The organism is Sphingobium fontiphilum (genome assembly GCF_014196635.1).
Classification (GTDB): Bacteria; Pseudomonadota; Alphaproteobacteria; order Sphingomonadales; family Sphingomonadaceae; genus Sphingobium; species Sphingobium fontiphilum.
The window spans coordinates 165,004-182,570 of record NZ_JACIEB010000007.1 but is presented as its reverse complement, the minus strand read 5'-3'; the positions used below and the strand labels follow the sequence as shown (position 1 = coordinate 182,570).

At 62.7% G+C, this 17,567-nt stretch carries 11 protein-coding genes and 1 pseudogene; 6 read left to right on the top strand and 6 right to left on the bottom strand.

Annotated elements, in window-relative coordinates; translation table 11 throughout:
• Window positions 1-16 precede the first annotated feature (16 nt).
• Window positions 17-2,914, top strand: a complete 2,898-nt coding sequence (locus GGR44_RS14635; RefSeq protein ID WP_053556454.1) for a Tn3 family transposase — start codon at window positions 17-19, stop codon at window positions 2,912-2,914.
• 938 nt (window positions 2,915-3,852) lie between these two features.
• Here the strand turns inward: GGR44_RS14635 and GGR44_RS14630 are convergent.
• Complete coding sequence (locus GGR44_RS14630) at window positions 3,853-4,191, bottom strand: hypothetical protein (protein WP_183956222.1); 339 nt, start codon at window positions 4,189-4,191, stop codon at window positions 3,853-3,855.
• A 401-nt stretch (window positions 4,192-4,592) separates the two neighbouring features.
• On the opposite strand from GGR44_RS14630, the gene GGR44_RS14625 reads away from it, so the two are divergent.
• The 4 genes and pseudogenes from GGR44_RS14625 to GGR44_RS14610 all read left to right on the top strand — a co-directional run bounded on the left by GGR44_RS14625 (window position 4,593) and on the right by GGR44_RS14610 (window position 7,286).
• On the top strand, window positions 4,593-5,612 hold the full coding sequence (locus GGR44_RS14625) for an IS110 family RNA-guided transposase (RefSeq protein ID WP_183956233.1): 1,020 nt from the start codon (window positions 4,593-4,595) through the stop codon (window positions 5,610-5,612).
• A 272-nt stretch (window positions 5,613-5,884) separates the two neighbouring features.
• Window positions 5,885-6,076: pseudogene (locus tag GGR44_RS14620) on the top strand (transposase); the annotation flags it as partial.
• A 351-nt stretch (window positions 6,077-6,427) separates the two neighbouring features.
• On the top strand, window positions 6,428-6,952 hold the full coding sequence (locus tag GGR44_RS14615; protein ID WP_183956221.1) for a YgjV family protein: 525 nt from the start codon (window positions 6,428-6,430) through the stop codon (window positions 6,950-6,952).
• 139 nt (window positions 6,953-7,091) lie between these two features.
• Complete coding sequence (locus tag GGR44_RS14610; RefSeq protein WP_183956220.1) at window positions 7,092-7,286, top strand: MerR family transcriptional regulator; 195 nt, start codon at window positions 7,092-7,094, stop codon at window positions 7,284-7,286.
• A gap of 200 nt (window positions 7,287-7,486) precedes the next feature.
• On the opposite strand, the gene GGR44_RS14605 is transcribed toward GGR44_RS14610, so the two are convergent.
• From GGR44_RS14605 to GGR44_RS14585, 5 genes are all read right to left on the bottom strand, one after another.
• Window positions 7,487-7,861, bottom strand: a complete 375-nt coding sequence (locus GGR44_RS14605; RefSeq protein WP_183956219.1) for a copper-binding protein — start codon at window positions 7,859-7,861, stop codon at window positions 7,487-7,489.
• Entirely contained in the window at window positions 7,861-10,992 is a 3,132-nt protein-coding gene (locus GGR44_RS14600; protein WP_183956218.1) for an efflux RND transporter permease subunit, read from the bottom strand. The genes GGR44_RS14605 and GGR44_RS14600 overlap by 1 nt, the downstream gene beginning before the upstream one ends.
• Entirely contained in the window at window positions 10,989-12,227 is a 1,239-nt protein-coding gene (locus GGR44_RS14595) for an efflux RND transporter periplasmic adaptor subunit (protein ID WP_183956217.1), read from the bottom strand. Before GGR44_RS14595 ends, GGR44_RS14600 begins: the two co-directional genes overlap by 4 nt.
• Window positions 12,224-13,453, bottom strand: a complete 1,230-nt coding sequence (locus GGR44_RS14590; RefSeq protein ID WP_183956216.1) for a TolC family protein — start codon at window positions 13,451-13,453, stop codon at window positions 12,224-12,226. The genes GGR44_RS14595 and GGR44_RS14590 overlap by 4 nt, the downstream gene beginning before the upstream one ends.
• Window positions 13,454-13,861: 408 nt before the next feature.
• Window positions 13,862-14,431 (bottom strand): recombinase family protein, encoded by a 570-nt coding sequence (locus tag GGR44_RS14585; RefSeq protein ID WP_011607925.1) that lies wholly within the window; start codon window positions 14,429-14,431, stop codon window positions 13,862-13,864.
• Window positions 14,432-14,571: 140 nt separating this feature from the next.
• On the opposite strand from GGR44_RS14585, the gene GGR44_RS14580 reads away from it, so the two are divergent.
• Window positions 14,572-17,541 (top strand): Tn3 family transposase, encoded by a 2,970-nt coding sequence (locus tag GGR44_RS14580; RefSeq protein ID WP_053556553.1) that lies wholly within the window; start codon window positions 14,572-14,574, stop codon window positions 17,539-17,541.
• The last annotated feature ends 26 nt before the right edge of the window (window positions 17,542-17,567 follow it).

Sequence of the window (17,567 nt, the reverse complement as noted above, 5' to 3'; positions counted from 1 at the left end):
TAGGGACAAGCCGTGCATGCCGAGACGCCATATCCTCAGCGCCCGACAGCGTTCGGCCCTACTCGACCTGCCGACTGACGAAGCGGCGCTGCTGCGGCATTATATTCTGGCAGCCGATGACCTGATCCATATCGACCGGCGGCGCCGACCGGAGAACCGCATCGGGTTCGCCCTGCAGTTGTGTGCGCTGCGATATCCAGGTCGGACGCTTGCTCCCGGCGAACTGATCCCCCACGCCGTGTCCGCCTTTCTAGGTGCCCAGCTTGGCATCGCTGGCGACACGCTCGCGTCCTATGCCGTTCGACGCCAAACCCGGCACCAGCACATGGAGGCGCTGCGCCGCATCTACGGATACAGGATGTTCCCCGGACAGGGACCGCATGCCAGGGCGTTCCGGGATTGGCTTCTCGCCGAAGCCGAGCAGGCACGCTCAAACGACGACCTTGCCCGGCGCTTCATTGCCCGCTGCCGTGAAACCATGACCATCCTGCCAGCGATCACGACAATCGAGCGGTTGTGCGCGGACGCGCTCGTCGCCGCCGAACGCCAGATCGAGAAGCGGATCGCAGCCCGTCTCGATCCCGTCGCCTGTGATGGGCTCGACCGACTGACTACCGAGATGCTGCCGGGGGCGATCAGCCGCTTCATCTGGCTGCGCCGGATTGAGCCGGGCAACAACTCCGCCGCGGCGAACCGGCTGCTCGACCGGCTCGAGTTCCTGCGCGCGATGAACCTCAATGATGGTTTACTTGCCGGTGTTCCACCGCATCGCGTCGCCCGGCTACGCCGGCAGGGCGAGCGCTACTTCGCCGATGGCCTGCGCGATCTCGGCGCCGATCGGCGCCGCGCTATCATGGCGGTTTGCGTCATTGAATGGGCCACTGCGACGGCGGATGCGGTGATCGAAACACATGACCGGATCGTTGGCCGCACCTGGCGCGACGCGAAGCAACTGCATGACGCGCGGGTCGTAGAAACCAGAGGCGCTACCACTGCGACTTTGAACGGCTTCACTGCACTCGGTCAATCATTGCTCGAAGCGCATGGCGACGGCGCGTCGCTGGAAGATGCGGTCGCGCGCGGGGCGGGATGGGAACGGCTCACCAGTCTCGTCGCTACGGCCAAGACGTTGACGGACACCTTGGGCGACGATCCGCTGGCCTATGTTGATCAGGGGTATCACCGCTTCCGTCGGTATGCCCCGCGCATGCTGCGATGCCTCGACCTCAAAGCTGCGGCGGTTGCACGGCCTTTGCTGGACGCGGCTACCGCCATCGCTACCAGGGGCGCAGTTCCGGCGGCCGACGATTTCTTGCGCCCGCATTCCAAATGGCGGCGACAGTTGCGGGCGAAGGGCGATGATGATGCCCGCCTCCGGGAAGTCGCGGTCATGTTCCACCTGCGCGACGCGCTGCGCTCGGGCGACATCTGGTTCGACCGCTCGCATCGGTATGGTGACCTGCGCCACGTCCTCGTGCCGATGGCGGTCGCGCATGCCGCGAAGCTAGCGGTCCCGTCCGACCCGCATGTCTGGCTGGCTGACCGCAAGGTGCGTCTCGCCGATGGCCTTGCCCGGCTCGGTCGCGCCGCGCGCAGCGGTACAATTCCGAAAGGCAGCATCGAAGACGGCACGCTGCGCATTGATCGCCTCACCGCCGACGCGCCGGATGGGATCGAGGATCTGATGCTCGATCTGTATCGCCGCCTGCCGCCCGTCCGCATCACCGATCTGCTGCTCGAAGTCGATACCGCGCTGGGTTTCACCGATGCCTTCACGCATCTGCGCACCGGCGTGCCGTGCGGCGACCGAATTGGTCTGCTCAACGTCCTGCTCGCCGAGGGCCTGAATTTGGGCCTGCGTAAGATGGCAGAGGCTTCCAACACCCACGACTATTGGCAACTCTCCCGTCTCGCGCGCTGGCACGTCGAAAGCGAGGCGATCGACCAGGCGCTGGCCAACGTGGTCGCGGCGCAAGGGGCGCTGCCGATGGCCCAGGTGTGGGGTATGGGTAGAGCCGCATCGGCCGATGGCCAGTTCTTCCCCGCAGCACGGCAGGGCGAGGCGATGAACACGATCAACGCCCGCTACGGCAACGATCCCGGAATCAAGGCCTATACTCACGTCAACGACCGCTTCGCGCCGTTTGCATCGCGGACTATTCCAGCCACAGTCAGCGAAGCACCTTACCTGCTCGACGGGCTGACGATGAATGAGGCAGGGCGACGGATCGAAGAGCAATACGCCGACACTGGCGGGTTCACCGATCATCTGTTCGGGATCAGCGCCATGCTCGGCTACCGCCTTGTGCTGCGCATCCGCGACCTCCCATCCAAACGACTGTACGTATTCGACCCTGCCACCACGCCGAGCGAGCTGCGCCCGCTGGTGGGCGGCAAGGTTCGTGAGGCGCTGATCGTTTCCAACTGGCCCGACCTGTTCCGCTGCGCCGCCACCATGAGCGCGGGGCAGGTCGCGCCGAGCAGCATCTTGCGCAAGCTCGCCGCCTATCCGCGCCAGAACGATCTTGCAGCCGCGCTGCGCGAGGTGGGCCGGATCGAGCGGACGTTATTCATCGTCGAATGGATTCTCGACGCCGGTATGCAGCGCCGTGCACAGGTGGGCCTCAACAAAGGTGAGGCACATCATGCGTTGAAAAATGCCCTGCGCATTGGCCGTCAGGGCGAAATCCGCGACCGCACGACGGAGGGTCAGCATTACCGGATCGCTGGCCTCAACCTACTGACCGCCATCATCGTCTACTGGAACACCCTGCATCTCGGCCATGCCGTCGAAGCTCGCCGCCGCGAAGGGCTCGATACCCCCGACCATCTTCTCGCCCATATCTCGCCGCTCGGGTGGGCCCACATCCTTCTCACTGGTGAGTACCTTTGGCCCAAGGACTCCGCCGCTTAGGGTGTCATTCCGCCCTCAGCCAGAACTGACCCCTTGTTAGATGGCCGCCATCGCTGGCTGCCCACTGTCGAGCGATTTCGGCCGCATCTTCCCTGGGCACTGGTGCTCAGACAGATTCACGCCATAACTCCGCCTGTGCGATCATTTAGCGAACGGACACTGGTCAAGGCCTGTCGAATGCTCGCGAGATCGGGATATGTCGATCCACGCATTCTCGAGCCGGCTCCACGATTGCCACCTGATACGCGGGCAGCGCGGCTAGTGGCAGATCGAATCAAAACCCGTCCGGATTCTTCGCTTCGCGAGATAGCAGTGTGGTTGTCGCGCGATTTGCGCGAGCCAACGGCGCGAGGCGGCCATTCGTGGTCAGCTGAGGGTGTAAGGCTAGTGATCGAACAGGCGAAGAAGCTACGCCTTCTCGACGCTTGACCTCGCGTTTCTTAAACCGTCGTATTCGGCGTCCCATAGATCGCTCTGCTGTGACGATGACAAATTTACACCATCAAATGCCGGGACCAAACACCTAGGCCATAGTCGCAAGTGCAATTGCGGCCGTCGCGGAGATCGAACAAAGTGCGAATGTGGTCCGACGCCATCCCAGAATGGAAAAATACAGCCCGAGCACGAGTGCAGTTACGCGCACTTGCCACATTGTGCCACTCGCGATGCTCGATAACATAGGACTGACAGAAGTGCGATTGACGTGTGCGACCAGCACACCACCGGCAGACTCTGCTAAAGGCATCATGCTCAGGCTTGACAATCCAATGCCCACTAGAGCAAGCGTCGCCAAGATCGATTGTAAGGCCAAGTTGGGACGAGACCAATGCTCCGTCCCGCGCAACGCATATAAAGCAAACATCGGTAGTCCGATAAGTAACATCAGATCGATATACAGACCTAGCTTGACCGCAATTGATATGATGCCCGGCACCCTCTTACAGGCCCCTGGAGGCATAACTGCCCTGACCGCGAGGGCTGTCGCCAGAGGCGGTGTGACCGCGGAACTTACGGGCTCTAAGCGGAAGGGGCGCAACATAGGGGGCGACGGGCAGCTTGCCATCTGCGGCAGCATACACCATCATCGGCGCCAACCTTAAATCGGTCAACCCGGTCACCTTCCGGCTGCCCTCCAGGAGCTGGGAAATCATTGCATCGGAAAAGAAGCGCTGCATATTGTCGGCCGGGACTGGGAAGAGGCAGCCAGCACCAGACTTTGCGCTATTAAGCATGGAATGTATCCGAACATCGGTGGAAAGATTTGCGTTGCGGAACATCAATTCCTCCATGGAAATGGCGATTGGCCTCTAGATCTACTACGCAGGGCAGTTCACTACCCCTCATCCGAGGCGCAGATTCGCCGGATCGAGCCTTACTTCCCGTTATCGCACGGAGTGACGCGGGTTGATGATTGACGCCCTGCTAGGCGCTGCTGGCCGACCGCTGATACGATGCCGACTGGTTGCTTACCGGCCTGGCCGCACGCGGCATTGCCGCCTGCATCCCGTCAAAGGCTAACCGCAAGTTCCCGATCCCCCACGACACCATGCTCTACCGGCAGCGCCTTCTATCGCCGCAGCCGTCATCTTCTGGCTGACGTGATGGCGTGGACGGCCCCTGCACCAGCGCAGCTGTGCAATGATGCGGCCGTTGTAGGTCCACGTCTAGGAGTCGTCACATAAAGCAGGAGGTTGCCACCGTCGGATTGGATCTGGCGAAGAACGTTTTTCAGGTACATGCGATCGGCAGCGACGGAGCCGTTCTGGTGCGGCGGAAGTTGAGGCGCGCGGAGGTTATCGGCTTCTTCACCGACCTTCCGGGCTGCGTGGTCGGCATGGAAGCGTGCGCATCCGCGCACCATTGGGCTCGCGAGCTAATCGCATTGGGCCACGAAGTCCGGCTCATGCCGCCCGCCTACGTGAAGCCCTATGTGAAGCGCGGGAAGACCGATGCGGCAGATGCAGAGGCGATCTGCGAGGCGGTAATGCGCCCGACGATGCGGTTCGTTGCGGTAAAGTCAGTCGAACAGCAGGCGGTGTTGATGGTGCACAAGAGCCGCGACCTGATGGTGCGGCAGCGAACCATGCTCATCAACGCCTTGCGAGGTCACCTGGCCGAGTACGGCATCGTGACAGGGATAGGCGTCGGCGGTGTGACCGCGATGCTCAAAGCGCTGCATGACCAACAAGAAGGTCTGCCTGCTCACGCTCGTTCCGCGTTGCACGGGCTCGCTGCTCAGATGAGGGCGCTCGCCAGTGAGATCGACAGGTTGGAGGCGCAGATCCTCGCTTGGCATCGCGCCGATGAGACAAGCCGTCGGCTCGCCACGATCCCGGGTATCGGCCCGATCACCGCGTCGGCTATCTCGGCCGCAGTGCCAGATGCGTCGCTGTTCCGACCCGGCCGCCAGTTTGCGGCATGGCTGGGACTTACCCCTCGAGCAAATAGTTCCGGCGGCAAGGAACGCCTGGGTGGGATAACCAAGCAGGGAGATGGCTACTTACGGCGGCGGCTTGTGGTCGGCGCGACCGCGGTGATGCGTATGACGCGCAAGAACGCCGACCGGCAGCCCTGGATGGCACAGCTCCTGGAACGCAAGCCTGCGAAGATCGCGACGGTCGCGCTCGCCAACAAAACAGCCCGTATCGCTTGGGCGGTGATGTCGCGCAAAGAAGTCTATGCGGCGCAGGCCGCATGACCGTCGTCCGCGCTGCCGGGTAACGCCGGTGGCAGGATGGCGTAGGAGTAGCTGAGTAGTGATGACAAACCGGTCAGACCGGGGGTCGGCAAAACCCAGGGGGTCACAGCGCTGCGAGCGCGATGACGTGATTAGGGAGCCAGCCTGCGGACTTCATCAGGGCCAGCAGCCATGCGGTGCTGCGCGAACAGGCCGAATACATGGATGCACCCGACCGGTGCTCATCGCTAAACAAAAGCTCTTGCGCCGCAGGGGTCGTCCATACATGGCGCATCCAGCAGGAGATCCCCAAAGCAACCGCGCTCGCCACCGCCGAGTTCGCCACACTGAGCCTGCGGCTGCTCAATGTCGCCGCCCGCGTCATCGAAAGCGCCACCCGCATCCGGATCGCCTTCGCCTCGGCATGCCCTGATGCCGCAGCCTTCCAGACAATCGCAACCGCGCTCAGGCCCGCACCGACATAGCCAGCGCGGCCGTGCCGCCGAACGCCCGAGACCCTTCCTTCAATCCCGCAAGCCCCTCGAACCTCCGCGATGAAAAAGGCGCAACGGAAACGCTCGTCCCGTCCACGCCGCCAGTGCCGTCGCCCGCCAATCAAGGCAAACTACGCCGCTGTCATGAATAAGCCGGGCTAGGGGCTACTCACTTGCACCAAGGGCGGCAACCACAGACGCCCTGGGTCTATCTGTACATAGAACCACTTATCTTCTCAGAATAGGAAATTTAAGGACGCCACTGTATACGTCTAATATGAAAATTCATATATATATTATAAAGCAATATGCAAATAATATACTAACCTCGTGGGTTTGGTAATGATTTCGACTGTGTTCGGCATAATAGCCATATGTTGTGTATTTGCATGGCCATTTTTTGTGGATTATCGAACATCGGTTAAGATTCAAGGTTCAGGATCTGCAGCATTTGCGCTCTATTTTTTGGCTATTGGCTCGCCTACGGCCGCGATAGCATGCCTTATTGCGTGTTCTCAGCTCGCTATTTCTATCGCCGTAAAAGATCGTTATATTGTTACAAGACTTTATGGAGCGAGCTTCATTATATTGATTTCTCTCTCCGTGGCCACATGGCATGGAATGGCCTCGGTATTGGTCTTCATTGGTAGCTCATTGGCAACTTTCGCACGACTCCAGACATCTACTCACCGTATGAAGGCGCTCTTCCTTGTCGGCGCTCCTTTTTGGCTGGTCCACAATTTGATGGCCGGAGCCTTTTTCGCTCTGAGTTCAGATTTTGTATCGTTGGCTTCGAATGTGATCAATCTGACAAGGCACTTGAGGCGCAAGGGTTGTCCCCTGTCAGCACCAATGGCACAGATTTGAGGCTGTGATTTAAGCAGGGTTGGGGCTTCGTCGTAGTAACGAAGGAGCCAAGATGAAGCAGATGTCCGGGGCCTGACCTTCATTCGTAAAAGCCGCAGTCTAGGACATCTGCTGGATATTGTCCCGGAAATGCTGGCGCTTGCCGACCATCCCGAACGGTCCTGCAAGGCGATCTTTTGCCTGCAAACAGATTGCCGCGATCGACCGCAAGATCGCCGATTTGACGGTTCTCCGCGGCGAATTGGATCGGCTGATAGAGGCGTGTCAGAACGGCATGGTCGCCGAATGCAAGATCCTCGGCGGATTGACGCTGCCGATTAATGCACAGGCCTAAGCAATCGCCATAATGTAGCACTCCGCAAATGAGACCGCGTGTTGATCCACATCGGCCGACCCAAGATTTCCGATGGTTTGGAGCAACTGGCGCTGAGGACACTCGTCAGCAATGCTGGCGTTGTGGGTCAGGAGCGCTCTCTTAGAATTGCAGGTTGTTCCGCTTTTACATCAACATCGATTTTGGCTTGCCTCCCAACTTCAAGATCTTGATTTTGCGATCTTCGTCACCGTTCCGTCCTTGCCATCCCAATCAATCTCGAAGTCCACCTTGTCGCCGATCTTGATCCCGGAAAGTATTTCCGGCCTAGCCGCGAAGCCCATCGTCATGGCTGGCCAGCCCAGGCCGGTGATGGCACCGTGATCAAGCGTGATCGTGCCTTTCGCGGTATCGATGGCAGTGACCGTGCCGGCAGCCATGCCGTGCTTCATTGCGGTTGCTTTCGGCATGCCGGATATGGTGCCAGCATCGGCGGCAGCGCTCTGGGACGGCTTCGGCACTTCCGCTTCCTTCTTGCAGGCGGTGAGCGTGGCAATAGCCGAGAGGCCGACCGCAATCGTCAGGGTTTTCTTCACTACACGTCTCCTTCGGGTTGAACATGGGGTCGAGATCGCCGGCGCATCAGTAGATAGGCTGCCGGAATGACGAGCATCGAGAGCAGTGGCGCGGTGAGCATGCCGCCGACCATCGGCGCGGCGATACGGCTCATCACTTCAGAGCCCGCGCCGCTGCCAGCAAGCACTGGCAGCAGGCCGGAGAGGATTACGGCAACGGTCATCGCCTTGGGGCGCACGCGCAGCAGCGCGCCTTCGCGCACGGCGGCAGCGACATCGCCATCGTGGCGCGCTTCGAGCGCCTGTTTGAGGTAGATGAGCATCACCACCCCGAACTCGGCGGCGACGCCGGCCAGCGCGATGAACCCGACCGCAGTCGCGACAGACTGGTTGTAGCCAAGCCAGTAGAGCAGCCACAGCCCGCCGGTGAGCGCGAAGGGCAGGGTGCCCATGATCAGCAGCGCCTCGTCCCAGCGGCGGAAGGTGAGGTAGAGCAGCGCAAAGATGATCGCGAGCGTCACCGGGATTACCAGCTTCATCCGTTCCTTGGCGCGGACCAGGAACTCGTACTGGCCGGTGTAGGAAATGCTGACGCCGGGCGGCAGCACGACCCTGCTCGTGATCGCGCGGTTGATGTCGCCGACCAGCGTTTGCATGTCGCTATTGCGCCCATCGACGTAGATCCAGGTGACAGGCCGGCCGTTTTCGCTTCTGAGCATCGGCGGGCCATCGCTAATGTTGACGGTCGCGACGGTTCCGAGCGTGATCTGCTGACGCGAGGAGGTCAGCACCGGCAGGCTGGCGAGCTTGTCGATGCTGTCGCGCAGTTCGCGCGGGTAGCGCACACTTATCGGATAACGCGCCAGTCCTTCGACGGTCTGGCCGACAGTCTCGCCGCCGATCGCGCCCGAGATCACCGACTGTACGTCGGCGACATTGAGACCATAGCGCGCAGCGGCGGCGCGGTTGACATCGACGTCGATATAGCGCCCGCCGGTGAGCCGCTCGGCCAGCGCGGAGGAAACCTCCGGCACGGCCTTAACTACCTGTTCGATCCGCTTGGCGGTGCGGTCGATCTCGGCAAGATTCGATCCGGCGACCTTGATCCCGATCGGACTCTTGACGCCTGTCGCCAGCATATCGATGCGGTTGCGGATCGGCGGGATCCAGAAGTTGGCAAGGCCGGGCACCTTCACCCTTGCGTCAAGTTCATCGCGCAGCTTCTCAGGTGTCATGCCAGGCCGCCATTGGTTCTGCGGTTTGAATCGAATGGTGGTCTCGAACATTTCGAGGGGCGCGGGATCGGTCGCGCTGTCGGCGCGGCCGGCCTTGCCGAACACGCTCTCGACTTCGGGGACAGTCTTGATCAGCCGGTCGGTCTGTTGGAGTAGGCGGCCAGCCTCGGCTGCCGACAGGCCGGGCAGCGCCGAAGGCATGTAGAGCAGATCGCCCTCGTCCATCTGCGGCAGAAACTCGCCGCCGATCCGAGCGATCGGCCACAGGCTGGTGGCGAAAACCAACGCGGCAATCATCAGCGTCTGCTTCGGCCGCGCCAGCACACGGTCGATCACCGGGCGGTAGATGTACGCCAGCCAGCGATTGATCGGATTGGCTTCCTCGCTGGGGATACGGCCCTTGATGAGGAGGCCCATCAGTACCGGGATCAGCGTGATCGAGAGGAAAGCCGCCGCCGCCATCGCATAGGTCTTGGTAAAGGCGAGCGGCGCGAATAGCCGGCCTTCCTGGCCCTGCAGGGTGAAGATCGGCAGGAAGGAGAAAGTGATGATCAACAGGCTGAGGAACAGCGCCGGGCCGACTTCCGCTGCGGCATCCGTGACAAGCCGCCATCGCGTGGGTGCATCGGGCTCTGCTTCCGGATTGTCGTGGCGCCAGCGCTCCAGGTGCTTGTGGGCATTCTCGATCATCACCACCGCCGCATCGACCATCGCGCCGATGGCAATAGCGATACCGCCGAGTGAAAGGATATTGGCGTTGAGCCCCTGCGCCCGCATGACGATGAAGGCGATCAGGATGCCGAGCGGGAGGGTGAGGATCGCCACCAGCGCCGAGCGCGCGTGCCAGAGGAACAGCGCGCAAACGAGCGCGACGATGATGAATTCCTCAACCAGCTTGCTGGTGAGATTCTCGACCGCGCGATCGATCAGGCCGGAACGGTCATAGGTGGTGACCACCTCGACGCCGGGGGGCAGGCTTTTCTTCAATTCGTCGAGCTTGCCTCGAACGCCCTCGATCACTGCCCGCGCGTTCTGCCCCTGGCGCATGACGATCACCCCGCCCGCGACTTCGCCCTTGCCGTTGAGTTCGGCCACGCCGCGGCGCATTTCCGGGCCGAGCTGCACGCTCGCGACCTCGCCCAAAGTCACTGGCACGCCGCCCGCTGTAGTGCGCAGCGGAACACTGCGAAAATCGTCGAGCGTCTTGAGATAGCCGCTGGCACGCACGGTATATTCGGCTCCGGCCATCTCGACGCTCGCCCCGCCGACCTCCTGATTGGCGCGCTTCAGAGCCTCCGCGACGGCCTCGCCCGTCACGCCATAGGCGGCGAGCTTCTGCGGATCGACCACGACCTGGTATTGCTTGACCATGCCGCCGATGCTCGCAACCTCGGCGACGCCGGGCACGGTCTTGAGCTCGAAGCGCAGGAACCAGTCCTGCAAGCTTCGGAGTTGCGCGAGATCGTGCCGCCCGGTCCTGTCGACCAGCGCATATTCGTAGATCCAACCAACGCCCGTCGCATCGGGGCCGAGCGAGGCCGTCGCTCCTTCGGGCAGGCGGCTCTGGACCTGGCTCAGATATTCGAGCACCCGGCTCCGCGCCCAGTAGAGATCGGTGCCGTCGTCGAACAGAACATAGACGAAGCTGTCGCCTGTGAACGAATAGCCGCGCACCACCCGCGCGCCGGGCACCGAGAGCATCGTCGAGGTGATCGGATAGGTGACCTGATTCTCGATGATCTGCGGCGCCTGCCCCGGCCAGCTCGTGCGGATGATGACCTGCACGTCGGAAAGATCGGGAAGCGCATCGACCGGCGTGGTCCGAACCGCCGCCACGCCGATTGCCGTGAGCACCAGCGCGGCCGCCAAGACGAGATTGCGTCCCCTGACCGAGGCGCGGATGATCGCCGCGATCACTGACCGCCTCCGATTGGCCGGGCGGCAATGCCGGTCAGGCTCGCTTCGGAATCGAGCAGGAACTGGCCCGAGGCGACGAGTTTTTCGCCTGCGGCCAGCCCAGCCAGCACTTCGGTCTTGCCGCCGCCCTCGCGGCCGGTGCGGACCTCGGCCGGACGATAGCGTCCATCGGCGAGCGCCAGCATGACGAGAGTGCGCGCGCCCGTCCTGATCACCGCTTCGCTCGGCACCAGCAGCGCCTGACCTCCCTCGCTCCCCAATGCGACAGCAGCGAACATGCCGGGTCGCAGCCGTCCGCCACGGTTGGCGAGTTCGATCCGCACCGTCAGCGTGCGGCTGTCGGCCTGCGCTGCGGGCAGCATCGCACTCACCCGTCCGGCGAAGCTTTCGCCCGGAAAGGCGGTCAGCGTGGCGCTCGCGCTTTGGCCTACGCGGACCATACCCGCCTGCGCCTCGGGCACGGCGGCGTTGAGCCAGACCGTGCCGATGCCGCTGACCTGCGCGAGCGTCTGGCCCGCGCCGAGCGTTACACCCTGACGCGCGTCGAGCGACTGGATCACGCCCGCGATCGGCGAGCGGATCGTCACCGTGCCATTGGTCCGGCCCGTCCGTTCGACCTCGCCGATCAGCGCATCGGACATGCCCATCAGCCGCAGCCGCTGGCGTGCGGCGGCGGTCAGCTCGGGCTTGCCGAGCCTCTTCACGGCAAGGAACTCGGTCTGCGCGCCGCCCCATTCGGGCAGCTGGAGGTCGGCGATGGGCGCGCCCGCGCCGATCACATCGCCGGGCGCGCGGGCGTAGACGCGGGTGACGAAGCCGCCGGACCGGGCCTGGACGATCGCCACGTCGCGCTGGTTGAAGTCGATCGTGCCGGTAACCGTGAGGGCAGAGGGCAAGGCGCCCATTTCGGCCGCGACCACGCGCATGCCAAGATTCTGCCGCGCAGCGGGATCGACGCTGACGCCGGGCATCGCATCGCCCATGGGGGCGTCGTCGGCATATTTGGGCACGGTCTTCATCCCCATCGACGAGAGCGAATTGGGGTTATCGTAGTGCTCGGCCGGCACCATCGGATCGTACCAGTAGAGGATCTTGCGACCCGATTGGGCCGATCCCGTTTCAGTCGTGGCCGGGCCGCCTTTTTGTCCGAGCCAATAGCCGCCACCACCGGCAAGCATCGTGACTGCCAGCACCCCGGTGCCCCAGCGCATTGCGTTTGTCCTGTCCAGCGTCATGGCCGAACTCCTCCATAAGTGTAGTTGATCCGGATCGCGTCGCGGGCGACCTCGGCTTCGCGCGAAAGCGCATCGACTTCGGCTTCGGCGAGCGCCAGGCTCGATAGCAAAGCACTTCCGAGATCGAGCTTGCCCGCGGCGTAACTCGCCATGTCGAGTTCGGCCCGGCGCTTGGCGAGCGGCACCAATGTATCGCGCGCATTCATCAGCCGCTGGTGATGCAAGGCATAGTCCGCAAGGTCGGCATTGAGTTCGGCCAAGAGGTCACGCTCTCCAGCTTGGCGCATCAACCCAGCACGTTGCGCCTCGCTTTCGCGCGCGGCGATCAAGGGATCTTGCCGGCGCTTTGCGAAGAATGGCAGATCGATGCTGACCGTGACCGAAACCATGTCGCCATAAGCGGGAGCGCGACGACCATAGGATGTTCCAACCCGCCAGTCCGGGCGTTTGTCAGCGCGGGCAAGCGTGACATCCGCCTCGGAAGCACGGGCTCGGGCGTCCAGAGCCTGAAGTCGAGGTAGGGAAGCCACATGGGTCCGCAAAGCAGGACCATACACCTCAAGCACCGGCGGGTCCCCGGTAACATCGGAGTCGGGGTCGCCGGTAAGGCGCGCAAGTCTCGCCTGCGCCTTGGTTACATCGGCCCTGAGCTCGCTGCGACGGTCGTTGATGGCTGCGCGCAACTGCTCGGGTTCAAGCGCCTGCGAAGGACGTGCCGAACCAGACGCGAGCCTCGCCGTGACGGTAGCTTGCAGATCGCCAAGGCTCGCGTCGAGCCGCTCAAGTTGGGCAAGGCGCCGCTTGGCATAGTAGAGATCGACCCAGGCTAGCGCGGTTTCGAGCCGCACATTCTGGGCATCGACCGCCAGATCGGCCTCGGCCACGCCGATGTCTGCTTGTGCTCGCCCCTGTTGAGCACGGCGCTTGGCGGGATTGGGAAACGCCTGTTCGATTCCGACGCGTGACATTGTCATGCTGTCCCTGTTCAATGTGAAAGCAGGTGGCCCCGAAACAGGGAAATTCTCGAGGCTCACCACCAAGGTCGGATCGGGCAGCCGACCGGCGGCAATTGCCGTCGACCGCGTGGCTTCGACGCTCGCCTCGCTCGCTGCAAGCGACGGCGCTTCGCGTGCAGCGCGGTCGAGCGCGGCATCGAACGTCATGGGTTCGGCCAGCACGGCGGCCGGGATGGCCACGAGCAGCGGCGCCAGAAAAATCTTTCGCATGGAGCTCTCCTGATCGGCGGAGGCCGGACCGAAACGTCAAACAATCAGGGGCAAAACGTGCGCCGGCGAAGCATGCGAATACTCCGCCGGCGACACGCGCCTGGCCAGGTTGCTTTTCGTTATCGGCCAGGCAATCGCTTTAACCAGCCGAAGGCATGGCGCGCTTGCCCGGCATGTCCATCATGCAATTGGCCGCGCTCATCTTCATCATGCTGCAGTTGCAGTCTGCCACCTCGGTGCCGCCATCCTTGATCCAGACCCGGATCTGCTGGGGAAGGTTGGACTTGTTCGGGCCGGGGGTCGGGCGCGATTGCCATTCCCAATGGAGGGCATAGCGTGGAAAGTACGCTAAACAACGCTAAGCGAGAACGCATGGCGAACGCTCGATGCGAACGGACGGGCGCTTAATCAGGCGGGCCGTTCGATTCCCATCCTACGCATTTCGCGATAAATGGTCGATCGGCCGATGCCGAGTTGCCGCGCTGCTTCGGTAGGCGAGATACGAGCTTCGACCAGCTTGATGGCCGCATCCACTTTGGACATGTCCAGCGGCTGACGGCCAGGCTGTTTGCCCTTAGCACGGGCGGCGGCAATACCATCTCTGGTTCGCTCAGAAATCAGCCGTCGCTCAAAATGGGCGATGGCCCCAAACACATGGAAGATGAGCTCGCCGGCAGCTGACGAAGTGTCGATCTTTTCTTCAAGGCTCAGGAGCGCGATGCCCTGACCGCGTAGCGTCTCAACCGTGGTGAGAAGTTCGGCAAGCGAGCGCCCAAGCCGATCGAGGCGGACCACCGCCAGCGTGTCACCCTTGCGGGCATAGGCGATTAGCTCAGCCAGACCGGGCCGTTCCATGCTCTTACCTGAAATGACATCGGTGAAGATTTTGATGGCGCCAGCCTTCTCCAGACGCATGGTCTGGCCCGCAACGTCCTGATCGCCGGTGCTGACGCGGGCATAGCCCAGAATATCACCCATGCCGCACGTCTCCCAAACGGTCGTTCTGTGGACGCTATGGAGGGCAGCCGCTGCGCCCCACCCATATCCGTCCACATACTATGTCTCTTTACTCCTCGCTGTCCATAGGCCCAGATGACCTTTTGTGGACAGGAAACGGCATGACGAAGCGCAAGCATCAACTCCTGACCGAGAGCGAACGCGATCAGATACTCGCCATCCCGACCGATCGCGACCATTTGGCCCGGCTCTATACCTTCGAGCCTTCCGATATCGAGATCATCGGCGCGCGACGGGAGCGACGGAACCAGTTGGGCGTGGCGCTGCAACTCGCGCTCCTGCGGCACCCGGGCATCACGCTTGCGCAGTTGATACAGGACAGGGGAGCAATACCCCATGATCTCGCCGCTTTCGTCGCGGAGCAACTTGGTCTGCACGTAACCGAGCTGGCCAACTATGCGGCGCGGGATCAGACAATGACGGATCATGCCCGTGAGCTGGCGGCGCGTTTGGGGCTTCGGGGGCCAACCCGGGCCGATATTCCCTTCATGGTCGAGGCGGCCGCGAGAACGGCATGGGCGACCGACAAGGGGATGACGATTGCGATGGGCGTGGTCACCGCCCTGCGCGAGGCCCGGATTTTGCTGCCGTCCATCTCCACCATCGAACGCGCCAGCAGCGCGGGACGTGCCCGCGCGCGCAAGCAGGCCGCCCACGCCCTGATCGCCGATCTCAGCGCCGAACAGGTCCAGGCCCTCGATCAGCTCTTCGACGCCGCCGGCGGCATGAGCCATCTCGCCTTGCTTAAGACCATCCCCGTCGCGGCCAAGCCCGATCACGTCCGCCAGATCCTCGACCGTCTGAGGCAGGTGCGGAAGATCGGCATTTCCCCCGACGTCGCGGGCCGCATCCACGCGGACCGATTTCGGCAATATGTCAGGGAAGGCCGTGCGTCGCCTGCCTATATGATCGAGCGCTATATTCCCTCCCGGCGACGCGCCACGCTCGTTGCCTTCCTGCTCGATCTTGAAGAACGGCTGACGGACAGCGCCCTGGAGATGGCGGACAAGCTGATCGGCGGCATCTTCACCCGCGCGAAGAACGCCCAGGCGCGCAGCTATGCCGCCACGTCGAAGAACGTGGCCCGGCTGATGCTGATCTTCCGCAGGACGATCGACGCGCTCACCGATGCAGTCGATACTGGCGAAGATCCTATGGAGGTCCTGGATGCCTCAGTAGGATGGCACACCCTCCTGAAGGCCAGACCGGAAGTGGCGACGATCGCGGAAACCGCCAATCTTGATCCGCTGAGGGTCGCGGCCGACCGCTATGCGACGTTGCGCAAGTTCGCCCCTGATCTGCTTGAAGCGCTGCAGTTCAGGGCCGGAAAGGGCAGCGCGAAAACGATTGCCGCTATCGAGATGCTGCGCGACCTCAATAGGTCGGGCAAGCGCGATCTGCCTGCCGACGCTCCGATGCCCTTCCGCAAGGAATGGCAGAAAATCGTCATGGGCGATGACGGCAAGATCAATCGGCGGCTCTGGGAAATCGCGACTATCGCGCATCTGCGCAACAAGCTGCGCTCCGGTGATGTCTGGGTGGAACGATCGACGGGATACCGCCAGTTCGACAGCTACCTGCTAAGCGAACCGAAGGCCAAGCCGATCGTGTCGGCTCTTGGTCTGCCACCCACAGCCGGCGAATGGCTCGAACAGCGGGGCCGCGAACTGGACTGGCGGCTGAAGAAATTCGCCCGGAGCCTGAAGCGCGACGCTCTGGAGGGTGTGCGATACCGCGACGGCCGCCTCCAGATATCCCCCGTTCGCACGATCGCAACGCCCGACGCCGAAGCCCTGGCCGACCGGCTCGATGCGATGATGCCACGCATCCGTATCACCGAACTGCTACATGAGGTGGCGCAGGAAACTGGCTTTCTTTCGGCGTTCACCAACCTGCGCACCGGCGAGCTATGTCCCAATGAAAATGCGCTGCTCGCCACGATCCTCGCCGACGCCACCAATCTCGGCCTGTCGCGCATGGCCGCCGCGAGCCAGGGCGTCACGCGCGATCAACTCCTATGGACCCATGACGCCTATATCCGCGACGAGAGCTACCGCGCGGCGCTCGCCGTCCTCATCAACGCGCACCACCGCCTGCCATTCTCGCGGGTATGGGGCGACGGCACAACGTCCAGTTCCGATGGTCAGTTCTTCAGGGGCGCGAAGCGCGGCGCATCGGGCGGCGACATCAACGCCCGCTATGGCGTCGATCATGGCTTCAGCTTCTACACCCATGTTTCCGATCAGCGCGGGCCCTACCACGTCAATGTGATCTCGGCCGCCACGCATGAAGCGCCCTATGTCCTCGACGGCCTCATCAGCCATGGCACCGATCTCAGGATCGTCGAGCATTACACCGACACCGGCGGAGCGACCGATCATGTCTTCGCCCTGTGCGCGATGCTGGGATTTCGCTTCTGCCCGCGCCTGCGCGACTTTCCGGACAGGCGGCTTGCGCCGATCGCGCCGGTTTCGGCCTATCCGTCCATCGCCCCGTTGTTGGGCAAGCGTATCCGCACCGACATCATCAATGAACAATGGGACGACGTGCTGCGCCTCGTGGGGTCGATCAAGGCTGGCCACGTCGCGCCGTCGGTCATGCTGCGAAAGCTCGCCGCCTACGAACGGCAGAACCAGCTCGACGTCGCACTACAGGAGATCGGCAAGATCGAACGGACCCTGTTCATGCTGGACTGGCTTGAAAATCCCGATCTGCGCCGGCGATGCCATGCCGGCCTTAACAACAGCGAGCAGCGCCATGCCCTGACGCAAGCGATCTACACCTTCCGCCAGGGCCGCATCATCGACCGCAGCCATGAAGCTCAACAATATCGGGCATCAGGCCTCAACCTAGTCATCGCGGCGATCGTCTATTGGAACACGATCTACATGGCCGACGCCGCCCAGCATCTGCGATCGGCAGCGGCCCCGGTCCCCGATGATCTGCTTGTCCATACGTCGCCGGTTGGCTGGGAGCATATTGCCTTTTCCGGCGATTTCCTCTGGGATCGAGCCGCCGCTTCCGCTGGCCGCAAGGCCCTCAATCTTCCGCCGGACAGCCGCGCCGCCTAAGCGTTCCTCGGTTGTTCTCCCTTAGC